This window comes from Winogradskyella sp. (assembly GCF_013213835.1).
Classification (GTDB): Bacteria; Bacteroidota; Bacteroidia; order Flavobacteriales; family Flavobacteriaceae; genus Winogradskyella.
In genome coordinates, this window is sequence record NZ_JABSSU010000003.1 from 583,865 (window position 1) to 596,778 (window position 12,914).

Sequence of the window (12,914 nt, forward strand, 5' to 3'; positions counted from 1 at the left end):
TTTCCAGATTTAAATTGTCATGGAAAATAATTGGGTATTAGGTTTCTTTCTTTGCAAACGCAAATCAAAAGCCATACAAATATTTCTTATAAAAGGTTTCCCTTTTTCAGTTACAGTTATCTTTTTTCTTTCAAAAGTTAATAAACCGTCTTGTTCAAATTCTTTTAATTTCACCAATGTCTCAGGTAATGCAGTAAAGGTCATATCGCCATTTAACCACGACGTTTCGAAGTGACACATTAGATTAAGAATATGCTTTCTAATGATTAAATCTTCTTCATTTAAAATATGTCCTCTATATACTGGTATGGTATCTTCTTCTAATAATTGATAATAATCTTCAATTGACTTTACATTTTGCGCAAAACCATACCAACTATCGCTGATAGCTGAAACACCTAAACCAATCATAAGTTGCGTTTTGGAGGCTGTATAGCCCATAAAATTTCGATGCATCTTTTGGTTATTTGCAGCTTCATAAAGTGAATCACTCTTTAAGGCGAAATGATCCATACCAATTTCAGTAAAACCTGCTTGTTGAAGATAATATTTACCCATTTCATATTGCAATCGTTTGCTTTCTGCACTTGGTAAATCTTCGTCTTTAAAACCACGTTGACCATTACCTTTTATCCATGGCACGTGTGCATAACTGTAAAAAGCGAGTCGATCTGGTTTAATTAATTTGGTTTTAGTGATTGTTTGTAATACATCTGATTCCTTTTGGAATGGTAATCCAAAAATGATATCATGTCCCACTGACGTATAACCAATCTCTCTAGCCAGTTGGGTTACCTTTTGAACATTCTCAAAAGTCTGAACCCTATTTATGGCAGCCTGAATCATTGGATTATAATCCTGAACCCCAAAACTCACACGTCTAAAACCTAAATCGTATAAAGTTTGAAGATGTTCTTTTGTTGTGTTATTTGGATGACCTTCAAAACTAAATTCATAATTATCATCAACATCAGATGTTCGTAATAATTCTGAAATTAATAATTTGAGGTTTTCTGGTGAGAAAAAGGTAGGTGTTCCTCCACCGAGATGCAATTCTTTAATTTTTGGTCTTTTATTTAATATATCTCGATAAAGCTTCCATTCTTTTAAAAGAGCATTTATATACGGTAATTCTACCTCATGACGCTTGGTGATTCGTTTATGACATCCACAAAAGGTGCATAAACTTTCGCAAAAAGGTAAATGCAAATACAAACTTATACCTTCGTCTGTATTACTTTCTTCGTAAGATTTAATTAATGATTGCTTCCAATTAGCTAAGGAAAACGTTTCAATATCCCAGTATGGTACTGTTGGATAGCTGGTGTAGCGTGGCCCAGCAACGTTGTACTTATCTATTAAACTATAACTCATACCTATGTAATTACGTGTCAAAGATACATGTGCTCTATAGCTTAAATTATGACTTTTGTCATATGTTATTAAATAGGCTTTTTTCCTCATCAATAAATAATAGCAAAACATTAGATCAAAGCTTTCTTTATAAGGAAAATAGCTTGGAAGTAAACTGTGATATGCTTAACTTTACTTCAAAAACAAACGACACATGAAGCATTTTAAATTAGCAGCTTTAGCCATAACGCTAATACTGACAACAGCTTGTAAAAATGAAAAAGAAAATGAGCCAAAAACTGCTGAAACATCAGCGGAAAGCACTATCAAATTTGTTGCAAAACCAGAAGCTACAAAGGTAAAATGGACAGCTTATAAAACAACAGAAAAGAAAGCTGTAGGTGGAGAGTTTACTACAGTGAATTTTGAAAATAAGCAAGGTGCAACAGCGGTAGAAGCACTTAATGGTTTAGAGTTTTCTATTCCGGTTAAAAGCCTTTTTACAAAGGATGAAGGTAGAGATGCCAAAATTAAGGAGTTCTTTTTTGGCGCTATGTTAAACACAGAACTTATTAGAGGAAAAGTAAATCATGTTGACGGTGCCTATACAGCTACCTTAACTATGAACGGCGAAACTAAAGACTTACCACTTGAAGTTAATATTACCGATGAAAGACGTGTAACTATGAATGCCGTAATGCAACTTAAAGACTGGAATGCTCTAGATGCTTTAGCGTCCTTAAACAAAGTTTGCTACGAATTACATAAAGGACCAGATGGTATCAGTAAAACATGGGAAGAAGTTGGTATTGAAGTTAGCACTTACCTAAGAAAAAACTAAACTCAATTACTAAATAAAAAAAGGTGCGGTAATTACCGCACCTTTTTTTATTTGTCCTCTTCTGAAAGATAAGCCTTTAAATACTTCTCAGCTCTAAAATTATTCGGGTTTCTCTCGAGAGCTTTTCTGTAATTATTATAAGCCTGCAAGCTATCACCACTTTGTAGGTATGCATCTGCTAAACTGTCATAAACATTATCACTATTTGGGTGAAGTTTAGTGTTTAAAGTAAAAACATCTATAGCTTTTTGATAGTCTTCATCTCTTAAATGCCTATAACCTATGCGATTGAATTCCCATTCTTCAATATAAGAACTTGTAGAATCTTGAGCTTTAATTTCTAGATAACCAGCAAGAGCTTTCTCATAATTTCCTTCTTTAAGATACTGACTCGGTGTCTTATAGTCATCCGATAATTTCTTGTAATTATAAGAAATCTTGGTTTCATCATCTTTAGAGATTACAGATAAGTACATCACTTTAGTTTCAGGATGTTCAACAAATTGAAATTTCTTATACATATCTGGAATAAAAAACTCATTGTCGTTCAAAACAACTGGTTCTATTTTTCCGCCTTTAAAATTGAAAAAGATCTTATTACCGTCATAAGATACTGTCATTATTTCGTCTGGATGATATAAATACTTGCCTGAAGTTTCATTTTTATATTCTTCTGTAAATTCAACAGAATTTGAGCAGCCCAATATGAATAGCGTAAATACAAGTAATAGAAGTTTAGATTTCATTTTTTGATTGGTTTGGTTAAATGACAAATTATTTGAAACAAAAAAGTCTCACTAAAAGTGAGACGATTTTATTTAAAATATGTTACGACTATTACAAAAAGTCCTACTTAATAGCCATTAATTCTACGTCAAAAACCAAAGTTGCATTTGGTGGAATAACACCACCAGCACCAGCTGCGCCATAAGCCAAGTCACTAGGAATTACTAAACGTGCTTTATCACCAACATTTAATAAACAAATACCTTCATCCCAACCAGGAATTACTTGTCCTACACCAACTTGAAAATCTAAAGGTGCATTTCTTTTGTACGAAGAATCAAATACAGTTCCATCAGCTAATTGTCCTTTATAGTGTACAGAAACCATATTTCCTTTTTCAGCTTTTTTACCATCACCTTTTTGGATGATTTGGTAACGTAAACCTGAAGCTGTTTCTTCAAAACCTGAAGCAAGTTTATCTAACTCAGCTTTAGCAGCTTCACGCTCAGCAGCAATACGTGCTTCTCTTGCACCTTCAAAAACTCTAAACGCCTCAATAGCATTAAAATTTTCTGCATCTGCACCAACTCTGATGATTTCTAATTTTTCAATTTTATCACCTTGTGCAACAGCATCAACAACATCTTGTCCTTCTACTACATTGCCAAAAACAGTATGCTTGCCATCTAACCATGGTGTTTCTACGTGCGTAATAAAGAATTGACTTCCGTTTGTTCCAGGACCAGCATTTGCCATAGATAATTTCCCAGGTGCATCATGCTTTAAATCTGGATGAATTTCATCATCAAATTTATAACCAGGATTACCAGTTCCTGTTCCTTGTGGACATCCACCTTGAATCATAAAATCAGGAATTACTCTATGGAAATTTAATCCGTCGTAGTAAGGATTACCTTGAGGTTTAGCCGAGTTTTCCATATTTCCTTCTGCTAAAGCCACAAAGTTACCAACTGTTCCAGGTGTTTTTTCAAATTCTAAATTCACTAATATCTCACCTTTTGAGGTGTTGAATTTTGCGTATAAACCGTCTTGCATGTTTTTGTCTTTTGTTTAAGGCCGCAAAGATAATCAATGATTTACGATTTACGAATTATGAGTTAGGATTTTGCTATCGGCTTTTGACTTTTAAAAAATTATTTTTTATGTAGCTTTGGCAAAATTTATTTTCATGGGGTTTTCATTTTCAAAATTATTAGGTAGAGATAAAATAGCATCTGAGGATACAATTGAAGCAATAATAGCGTCTGTTGAACACAAGCCTTATGGTATATCGGAATCAAATGTACTTTTCTCTGGTATGAATGAACTTGGTGGCTATTTATTCTTTCAAACTGTAATTGTTGGTGACCTTAGCACGAAAGTAAAAAATGGTGCTACGCTGACATTTAAAGGTAACGATTTTGAATTAACGTTGAGCTCAGATTCCCTAGAATTTGAATCTAGTCCAACGGAAACTAAAGGCAGAAATGCTACCAGCATAGATTTTCAGATTGAAGAGTCTGATATTAAAAAACTGCAAAACGCTAAGCTTAAAGAGATTGTTTTAAAAGTTAAAAAGCAAGAGATTTTGTTTAAAAAATATAAAACGAGATCTGATAACTAATAATCAATTTATCTCTTTAATCTTTTTAAAAGGCCTTCTACAATTTCATCTTTTTCATCTAAAAGATGGTCTCTAATAATTATTTGTGGTATAAGACCATTGCGACTTTCTTCACCATTAATTCTATATATTTTTCCTTTAGGAACGTCTACTTTAATACCGGTAAAAGGAAGCTTATAGGTAAATATAGAAGCTAATAAAGTTGGATATTCAGCTGTTTCTTCACCTACTATTGTACCAAAATTATAGTCTTTTATTAGAGCTGCTGTAACTGTAGACTGAGAATAAGAATGTCTATTGACTAGGACGTATACTTTTCCTTTAAATCTCTTTGATTTTTCTTGAGGTTCAAAAGGGCTAAAATTGTAATTAAAAATTTCTCCATTTTTATGATTCAAAAATGCTTGCCAATACACATTTGTAGTATCCTTTGTTTTTATCACATTTTCCTTCAATAAACTGCTAGTTTTTAGTTGAAATTTAGAATTCCATTGAAATGGTTTGTCAGCAAAATAAGAGACCAAATAATCGCCGTATATATCATCACCACCAGAGTGATTCCTTAAATCAATGACTAAATCACTATAATTCTGTTTATTAATTTCAGTAAAGGAGGAATCTATAAACTTTTTGTACTTATCTAAATCTCCACCAAAACTACCTGGTCTTAGATAAGCAACAGATGCACTTAAAAACTCTAATACCCTATTGTTTTTAATGATACTTTTCCATTTAGATTCATATGTATTTGCTTCAATTGCCTTAATCTTAATTCTTTTTAAACTATTCTGCTCACTAATTTCTACATCAAATGCATTCTTTTCCCCAAATACGCGCCAATAATATCTAGGAAATGTAAAACTCTCTATCAATGCATTACGAAAATATTTGCGTTCAGCAGAGACATATGGATATATGCGATCAAGGACCTCCTTTATCGGAATACCATTTATTGATTTGATTTCCGATCCGATTTTTATACCTCTATTGTCTGACCAATTTCTTCTTACATATACTCGATTATCCTCTATGGCAAGTTCTAAGGGAAATACAGTTCCATTTTTATCCATATGAGCAACATAAGATTGTACCTGATCATAAAATTCTATTCTTGTGTGCCCGTTGTTTACACTTGCTACTAGCCTTTGAAAAAGCATGGCCACCTCAAAGTACGAAAGGCTATCTTCTGCGATTTCCATTCTAACTTCATTATATTTTTTAACGAAGTCTTCTTTGGCTATATGATGATATAAATCAAAATGTGTCCTTTCCAAGGAGGATCTCAAATAGTCGAGATCTGAAATAACATCTTGTTTTGAGAAATTTTGTGTAAATACGATTAAACTATTTGAGAGAATTAAAACTCTAATTACATTTTTAATCTTAAAGATACTTATCACCTTCATTGTATTTTTTTATTGCAAACTTAGTCACTTAGGTAAGTACTCGCGACCGAATGCTTCCATTAGGACTCTTTTTTCAAACTCTTAAGATACTCGCTTGGCGTTTGTTGAGTCATCTTCTTGAAAGCACTATTAAATGTAGACTTAGAATAAAAACCACATTCTAGCGCATGACCTAGTAATGACATCTTTGATTGATTCTCAGATTGTAATCTCTCTTTAAATGCTTCCACTCTATAGGAATTAATTAGATCGTAGAAATTCTTCTCACAGTTTTGATTTATTTTAGTTGATAACTGTTTTGGTTTTAATTCTATCATTTCAGAAAGCATTGTTAAATTTAAATCTGGATTTAAGAATGGTTTTTTTGTTTCCATCAAATTCTGGAGCATTGATAAAAATTCTTTATCTTTTTCTTTGATGATTAACTTTTCTGAATTGTTAGTATTAGAAGTATAATAAGTAATTTCTTGTTCTTTCTGAATGTAGCCTTTAAAACCAATCCAACAAGTCACAGCAGCAAGAATCACAAAATTGGGTATAAAATAGTACTCTCTTAAAGTTTTATCAAAAGCAAATCGATCTATTTCTGTTATTAATCGCCATAAAAAATGGTAGCTTACGTATATTATAATAGGTGTTTGTAACCATTTTAAAGATAAATTCTCAATCTTTGAATAATAACTTTTGAGACGTTTATGGTACTTAGAAAGTACAATGATTGAAAGAATACTATATAACCAAATGGAAAAAACCCCAAGCCATTGTTGGGTAAAATATATGTACGAATAGGTTGGCATTTCTTCTAAATACAAACCATCTGAGCCAATACGATAAATGGATGTGCGATAAAAAATAAACTCAATCAATAACGGTAAAAAATGAACTAAATGTTTGTTTTGAAACTTAAACTTTGGCTGACTTATGCATTTAGTGTAGAAAAATATGGAGGGTCCAATACCAAATAGCATTTCCATTTGTATATATCTAAATACAAAGATTAAATCAAAATCTTTTAAAACATTAACGAGTACAATATTTAAACCAATTAAGGCATAAAAGAATACCATTAAAGCTAAAAAAATATTAGCTTGTCTTTTCGGTCTTTTCCTTAAGATGAGACCGCTAAGAACTATTGCTTGAAGTCCAAAAACACATATAATTGTAAATAATATTGGATTAGAAGTTACCATACGGATGTCTTCAATTTCAAGTGAGTTAAAAAGAACTTAAATGGATCCCAATTATTGTTTTTTTTTAACAATTAAATGTCCAAATAAGTATTGTCGATATAATTAATTAGCAACCTCACTAATAAATTTTATACGATATAAGCGTAGTTCTTCGTCCTCATAGTCACCATCAAATTCATCGATAGCATCAGAGATTTTATCGCTTTCAGATTCCATAAAGTAGTCATGGATTTCTTCTTGCTGGTCTTCGTCTAAAATTTCGTCAATCCAATAACTAATATTTAGCTTGGTCCCAGAATAGACAATAGATTCCATTTCAGAAATAAAATCTGTCATTTCCATACCTTTTGCTGAAGCAATATCATCTAGAGGTAATTTTCTATCTACATTTTGTATGATATATAACTTTAAAGCAGAATTAGAACCTGTTGATTTTACAACCATATCGTCCGGCCGCATAATATCATTTTCTTCCACATACTCTGCAATTAAAGCCACGAAGTCTTTACCATATTTTTTAGCCTTACTTTCACCAACACCATGTACATTGTTCATTTCCTCAATGGTAATAGGATATTTTAAAGCCATATCTTCTAATGATGGGTCTTGAAAAATCACAAATGGTGGCACACCGAGTTTTTTAGCATTGCGCTTTCTCAAATCCTTAAGCATTGTCATGAGCTTTTCATCTGCCGCAGCACCGCCACCTTTTCCGTTAGTAATAATACCATCATTAGAGGCTTCATCATACACATGGTCTTCTGCCATCATAAAAGATTCAGGTGTATCAATAAAAGCTTTTCCTTCATCACTTAGCCTAAGAACACCATAAGTTTCGATATCTTTCTTCAGTAGATCTGCAACAATAACCTGACGGATTAAAGCCATCCAAAAACGGTCGTCTTTAGCTTTACCAATTCCAAAAAAAGGTTGTGTATCCGTTTTATGTGAAGAAATTAAAGCATTAGCCTTACCAATGATTACTTGTACTAAATCTTTGGGTTTATACTTTTCGTTTGTGTTCTTAACTGTATCTAAAAGAATTTTAACCTCATCTTTAGCTTCGGTTTGCTTTTTGGGATTACGAACATTATCGTCCATATCGCCACCTTCACCAGTTTCGTTATCAAATTCTTCTCCAAAATAATGAAGAATAAATTTACGACGAGATACCGAAGTCTCTGCAAAAGCAACAACTTCTTGTAATAAAGCATGACCAACTTCTTGCTCAGCAACGGGTTTACCAGACATAAACTTCTCTAACTTCTCAATATCTTTATAAGCGTAGTATGCTAAACAATGACCTTCTCCTCCATCTCTGCCTGCTCTACCAGTTTCTTGATAATAACTTTCTATACTTTTAGGGATATCATGATGAATTACAAAACGCACATCTGGTTTGTCAATTCCCATACCAAATGCTATCGTTGCAACAACAACATCTGTATCTTCCATTAAGAACATATCTTGATGCTTTACTCTTGTTTTAGCATCTAAACCAGCGTGATAAGGCACAGCCTTGATACCATTAACTTGAAGCACTTGTGCTAATTCTTCAACACGTTTTCGACTGAGACAATACACAATGCCAGATTTACCTTCATTTTGCTTTATAAAACGTATAATATCTGCATCTACATTTTTAGTTTTTGGTCGTACTTCGTAGTACAAGTTTGGTCTGTTAAATGAGGCTTTAAAAGTCACCGCATCAGTCATTCCTAAACTCTTTAAAATATCCTCTTGTACTTTTGGTGTTGCTGTTGCTGTTAAACCCACTATTGGAATATTATCACCAATACGTTTAATGATGAGTCTAAGGTTTCTGTATTCTGGCCTAAAATCGTGTCCCCATTCACTAATACAGTGTGCCTCGTCAACAGCCATAAAAGAAATTTTAACTGTTCTCAAAAAGTCAACATACTCTTCTTTAGTTAAAGATTCGGGTGCGACATATAATAATTTGGTTACACCATTTGTTATATCATCCTTAACACGTTTTACTTCTGTCTTATTTAGTGATGAGTTAAGTACATGCGCCACACCTTGATGCTCAGAAACCGCACGTATCGCATCTACCTGATTCTTCATTAAAGCAATTAGTGGTGATACAACAATTGCTGTTCCTTCTTTTATTAATGCCGGAAGTTGATAACATAACGATTTTCCACCACCAGTTGGCATAATCACAAATGTATTATTGCCAGCAACCACATTTTGTATGACTTCTTCTTGAAGTCCTTTAAATCCAGAAAAACCGAAGTACTTCTTTAATGCGGAGTGTAAGTCAATATCTTCAATACTCATTAATCCCTTTTTGGTATTTGTAAAAATTTTGTTCTGTAAGAAACTAAATTTTGGTCGTTGAAAATACAAAATTTAGTTTGCTTCAATAGCCATTATATTTATAGACAATTTTTGATTCAATATGAGTTTGAAATTTACTATTGAAAAAAAATCGTGTACTTTTGCAATAACCTAAAGATAACAATTTCTTTAATTCTAAAAAAAGTAATAAAAATTTAGTTTTGAATCCTAAGTCATCCATTTTAAACACTGCAAAAAGCACCATAAATTTAGAAAGCGAAGCTATTTCTAATTTGGCGAATTTACTTACAGAAGATTTTGTAGAAGCGGTGGAATTAATTTATAATTCTAAAGGTAGAGTTATAATTACTGGAATTGGTAAAAGTGCCATAATTGCCAACAAAATTGTAGCTACTTTAAACTCAACAGGCACACCTTCAGTTTTTATGCACGCGGCAGATGCCATTCATGGTGATTTAGGTCTTATTTTAGAAGATGATATAGTCATTTGTATTTCAAAAAGTGGTAATACACCTGAAATAAAAGTGCTTGTACCGTTAATTAAAAACGCCAAGAATAAAATGATTGCGATCACAAGCAACAAGGAATCGTTTTTAGGTCAGCAAGCTGATTATGTACTTAATGTCTATGTTGCCCAAGAAGCGTGTCCTAATAACCTTGCACCTACCACAAGTACCACGGCTCAACTTGTAATGGGAGATGCCTTAGCAGTTTGTCTGTTAGAACTTAGAGGTTTCTCGAGTAGGGATTTTGCTAAATATCATCCTGGCGGATCCTTAGGTAAACGATTATATCTTAGAGTCAACGATTTATCATCACAAAATCAAAAGCCAAAAGTGGGATTAGAGGCTAACATACAAGAAGTCATCGTTGAAATATCCGAAAAAATGCTTGGTGTTACAGCTGTTGTAGAAGATGATAAAATTATTGGTATCATAACTGACGGTGATTTAAGGCGCATGCTAAGTAAGAATTCTGATTTCTCTAATTTAAAAGCCAAAGACATTATGAGTAAAGATCCACGTCGTATACAAGAAGATGCTATGGCTGTGGATGCAAAAGAAGTTATGGAAGAGCATGGTATTTCTCAATTACTTGTTGAACACAATGGTAATTACGCTGGCGTAGTTCACTTACATGACCTAATCAAAGAAGGCATTATATAATGGCAAAGAAAAATGTAGACGAAATGTCATTTTTAGACCATCTTGAAGATTTAAGATGGCACTTAATTAGAGCAACTTTAGGCATTGTTATTGCTGCTTCAATCGCAGGTTTCTTTTATAAGTTCATATTCAATGTCATTATTTTCGGGCCAACCGAGATGAGTTTCCCAACGTATAAGTGGCTTTGTAAAATGTCAGAACTGATAGGAATGAATGACACCACCTTTTGTGCCGATGAACTGCCGTTTATTATTCAGAATAGGACAGTTGCTGGTCAATTTTCAGCGCACATTTGGACATCTATTTATGCTGGCTTCATCATTGCATTTCCTTATGTTTTGTATCAACTTTGGAGCTTTATTAGCCCAGGATTAAGATCTAACGAAAGAAAGAATTCAAGAGGCTTTTTGATTGTTGCTTCATTCTTATTTTTCCTCGGTGTATTATTTGGTTATTATATAGTTACACCATTGTCTTTAAACTTCCTCGCAAATTATCAAGTAGCCGATAAAATATCTAACGAATTTGATATTAGCTCTGTAATTGCTTTGGTAAGATCATCATCGCTTGCTTCAGGATTTGTATTTGAGCTGCCAATAATCATTTATTTTTTAACTAAAGTTGGACTTGTTACTCCGCAATTTTTAAGAAAATACAGAAAATATGCACTAGTTATTGTATTAATTCTGTCGGCAATAATTACACCTCCAGATATTGCGAGTCAAGTGATAGTTGCTATTCCAATATTAATATTATATCAAGTAAGTATATACATATCTGCTATTGTTGTACGAAATCAAAAAAGAAAAAGAAAAAATGTCTGATCCAGTAAAAGAATTTAATGAGTACCGCACTAAAATGAATGATAAAATTTTAGCGGACAATAATAAAATAGTTAAACGCATCTTTAACCTAGATACCAATGCATTTGCTGAAGGTGCTTTAGATAAAAAAACTAAAGAACTTTTAGGGTTAGTAGCCTCTACTGTATTACGATGTGATGATTGTGTAAAATACCATTTAGAATCTTCTCATAAAGAAGGTGTTACAAAAGCTGAAGTCAGTGAAGCACTTGGTATTGCTACCCTTATTGGTGGTACTATTGTTATACCTCACCTAAGAAGAGCCCACGAATATTGGGAGGCAATTGAAAACCAAGGTTAAACTTTTTATAAAAGAAAGCTAAATCTATCTAATAGATATGATTTTGCTATTTTTAGCGTTACAAACGATACTATGAAGCTACGCGCAGAAAATTTAATGAAGTCATACAGCGGCCGAAAGGTTGTAAAGGATGTATCACTAGAAGTTAATCAAGGGGAAATTGTAGGTTTACTTGGTCCTAATGGTGCCGGAAAAACGACATCTTTCTATATGATTGTTGGTATTATAAAACCTAATGGTGGAAACATTTATTTAGATAATACAAACATTACCAAGTTCCCGATGTATAAGCGCGCACAAAATGGTATTGGTTACTTAGCACAAGAGGCTTCTGTTTTTAGAAAATTAAGCATCGAGGATAATATTCTTAGTGTTTTGCAACTTACCCAATTGAGTAAAAAAGAACAGCACGAAAAAATGGAATCTCTGATAGAAGAATTTGGTCTTGGTCATATAAGAACAAATAGAGGAGATCTACTTTCTGGTGGTGAGCGCCGAAGAACAGAGATTGCGCGAGCTTTAGCCACGGATCCTAATTTTATCCTATTAGATGAACCATTTGCTGGTGTAGATCCTGTGGCCGTTGAGGACATTCAGCGTATTGTAGCTAAGTTAACTAAAAAAAATATTGGAATTCTCATCACAGATCATAACGTACAAGAAACACTCGCTATTACAGACAGAACATATCTAATGTTTGAAGGAGGAATTCTTAAAGCAGGTAAGCCTGAAGAATTAGCAAGCGATGAAATGGTACGTAAGGTATACCTAGGTCAAAACTTTGAGCTCAGAAAGAAAAAGCTAGAATTTTAAAACGAGTCTTGTTTTTTTAATCTTTTAAAAACTCTTTTTACACCATAAACAATTACGGTTTGAATCATCAAATTTAGACCACCATAGATCGCCGTAATTAAAACACCTTCACCAGTATAAAAAGGAAGATTTTTATTAACTAAACTTAATGGAATACTGATAATTGCAATTAAAGTTGAAGTAATATCGGATATACCTGAATCACCCAGAAACAATTCCGCAGCAACAATTGCAGCATGTATTATTAATAATTGAAAAAAGATTTTAAAAAACTCTTTTAGCTTTCTTTTAGTTCTTCTTCTCATG

Annotated in this window: 13 protein-coding genes; 6 read left to right on the forward strand and 7 right to left on the reverse strand. The window is 32.9% G+C overall.

Annotated features, from left to right (window positions below):
- Positions 1-9: 9 nt before the first annotated feature.
- Positions 10-1,374 carry an oxygen-independent coproporphyrinogen III oxidase gene (gene hemN / locus HRU50_RS05490; protein ID WP_296348985.1) on the reverse strand — a complete coding sequence of 455 codons (1,365 nt, stop codon included), beginning with the start codon at positions 1,372-1,374 and terminating at the stop codon, positions 10-12.
- A gap of 193 nt (positions 1,375-1,567) precedes the next feature.
- Here hemN and HRU50_RS05495 point away from each other — a divergent pair, with 193 nt between their 5' ends.
- Positions 1,568-2,194, forward strand: coding sequence for a YceI family protein (locus HRU50_RS05495; RefSeq protein ID WP_296348987.1), 627 nt, complete (start codon positions 1,568-1,570; stop codon positions 2,192-2,194).
- A 47-nt stretch (positions 2,195-2,241) separates the two neighbouring features.
- On the opposite strand, the gene HRU50_RS05500 is transcribed toward HRU50_RS05495, so the two are convergent.
- Positions 2,242-2,940 (reverse strand): tetratricopeptide repeat protein, encoded by a 699-nt coding sequence (locus HRU50_RS05500; protein WP_296348989.1) that lies wholly within the window; start codon positions 2,938-2,940, stop codon positions 2,242-2,244.
- A gap of 103 nt (positions 2,941-3,043) precedes the next feature.
- A complete protein-coding gene (locus HRU50_RS05505; RefSeq protein ID WP_296348992.1) occupies positions 3,044-3,976 on the reverse strand; it encodes a peptidylprolyl isomerase in 933 nt (310 codons plus the stop codon).
- A 133-nt stretch (positions 3,977-4,109) separates the two neighbouring features.
- Between HRU50_RS05505 and HRU50_RS05510 the strand changes: the two genes are divergently transcribed.
- Complete coding sequence (locus HRU50_RS05510) at positions 4,110-4,544, forward strand: hypothetical protein (protein ID WP_296348993.1); 435 nt, start codon at positions 4,110-4,112, stop codon at positions 4,542-4,544.
- A gap of 8 nt (positions 4,545-4,552) precedes the next feature.
- On the opposite strand, the gene HRU50_RS05515 is transcribed toward HRU50_RS05510, so the two are convergent.
- The 3 genes from HRU50_RS05515 to HRU50_RS05525 form a co-directional block, all read right to left on the reverse strand.
- Positions 4,553-5,950 (reverse strand): S41 family peptidase, encoded by a 1,398-nt coding sequence (locus HRU50_RS05515; RefSeq protein WP_296348995.1) that lies wholly within the window; start codon positions 5,948-5,950, stop codon positions 4,553-4,555.
- A gap of 59 nt (positions 5,951-6,009) precedes the next feature.
- A complete protein-coding gene (locus HRU50_RS05520) occupies positions 6,010-7,140 on the reverse strand; it encodes an AraC family transcriptional regulator (RefSeq protein WP_296348996.1) in 1,131 nt (376 codons plus the stop codon).
- A gap of 102 nt (positions 7,141-7,242) precedes the next feature.
- Complete coding sequence (locus HRU50_RS05525; RefSeq protein WP_296348998.1) at positions 7,243-9,444, reverse strand: ATP-dependent DNA helicase RecQ; 2,202 nt, start codon at positions 9,442-9,444, stop codon at positions 7,243-7,245.
- Between the two features lie 221 nt (positions 9,445-9,665).
- Here HRU50_RS05525 and HRU50_RS05530 point away from each other — a divergent pair, with 221 nt between their 5' ends.
- The 4 genes from HRU50_RS05530 (at position 9,666) to lptB (ending at position 12,608) form a co-directional block, all read left to right on the forward strand.
- On the forward strand, positions 9,666-10,631 hold the full coding sequence (locus HRU50_RS05530; RefSeq protein ID WP_296349001.1) for a KpsF/GutQ family sugar-phosphate isomerase: 966 nt from the start codon (positions 9,666-9,668) through the stop codon (positions 10,629-10,631).
- Positions 10,631-11,455, forward strand: coding sequence for a twin-arginine translocase subunit TatC (tatC, locus tag HRU50_RS05535; protein WP_296349003.1), 825 nt, complete (start codon positions 10,631-10,633; stop codon positions 11,453-11,455). Before HRU50_RS05530 ends, tatC begins: the two co-directional genes overlap by 1 nt.
- Positions 11,448-11,795: a carboxymuconolactone decarboxylase family protein gene (locus HRU50_RS05540; protein ID WP_296349005.1), complete on the forward strand. Its 348-nt coding sequence runs from the start codon at positions 11,448-11,450 to the stop codon at positions 11,793-11,795. The genes tatC and HRU50_RS05540 overlap by 8 nt, the downstream gene beginning before the upstream one ends.
- A gap of 72 nt (positions 11,796-11,867) precedes the next feature.
- Positions 11,868-12,608, forward strand: a complete 741-nt coding sequence (lptB, locus tag HRU50_RS05545) for an LPS export ABC transporter ATP-binding protein (protein ID WP_296349007.1) — start codon at positions 11,868-11,870, stop codon at positions 12,606-12,608.
- Here lptB and HRU50_RS05550 read toward each other — a convergent pair.
- On the reverse strand, positions 12,605-12,913 hold the full coding sequence (locus HRU50_RS05550; RefSeq protein WP_296349009.1) for a hypothetical protein: 309 nt from the start codon (positions 12,911-12,913) through the stop codon (positions 12,605-12,607). The two genes, lptB and HRU50_RS05550, sit on opposite strands and share 4 nt — an antisense overlap.
- Position 12,914 lies beyond the last annotated feature (1 nt).

Coding starts and splice junctions, on each gene's coding strand:
- HRU50_RS05495 (WP_296348987.1), top strand. CDS start 1,568: ATGAAGCATTTTAAATTAGCAGCTTTAGCCATAACGCTAATACTGACA.
- HRU50_RS05505 (WP_296348992.1), bottom strand. CDS start 3,976: ATGCAAGACGGTTTATACGCAAAATTCAACACCTCAAAAGGTGAGATA.
- lptB (WP_296349007.1), top strand. CDS start 11,868: ATGAAGCTACGCGCAGAAAATTTAATGAAGTCATACAGCGGCCGAAAG.
- hemN (WP_296348985.1), bottom strand. CDS start 1,374: ATGAGTTATAGTTTAATAGATAAGTACAACGTTGCTGGGCCACGCTAC.
- HRU50_RS05550 (WP_296349009.1), bottom strand. CDS start 12,913: ATGAGAAGAAGAACTAAAAGAAAGCTAAAAGAGTTTTTTAAAATCTTT.
- HRU50_RS05515 (WP_296348995.1), bottom strand. CDS start 5,950: ATGAAGGTGATAAGTATCTTTAAGATTAAAAATGTAATTAGAGTTTTA.
- HRU50_RS05520 (WP_296348996.1), bottom strand. CDS start 7,140: ATGGTAACTTCTAATCCAATATTATTTACAATTATATGTGTTTTTGGA.
- HRU50_RS05500 (WP_296348989.1), bottom strand. CDS start 2,940: ATGAAATCTAAACTTCTATTACTTGTATTTACGCTATTCATATTGGGC.
- HRU50_RS05510 (WP_296348993.1), top strand. CDS start 4,110: ATGGGGTTTTCATTTTCAAAATTATTAGGTAGAGATAAAATAGCATCT.
- HRU50_RS05540 (WP_296349005.1), top strand. CDS start 11,448: ATGTCTGATCCAGTAAAAGAATTTAATGAGTACCGCACTAAAATGAAT.
- HRU50_RS05525 (WP_296348998.1), bottom strand. CDS start 9,444: ATGAGTATTGAAGATATTGACTTACACTCCGCATTAAAGAAGTACTTC.
- tatC (WP_296349003.1), top strand. CDS start 10,631: ATGGCAAAGAAAAATGTAGACGAAATGTCATTTTTAGACCATCTTGAA.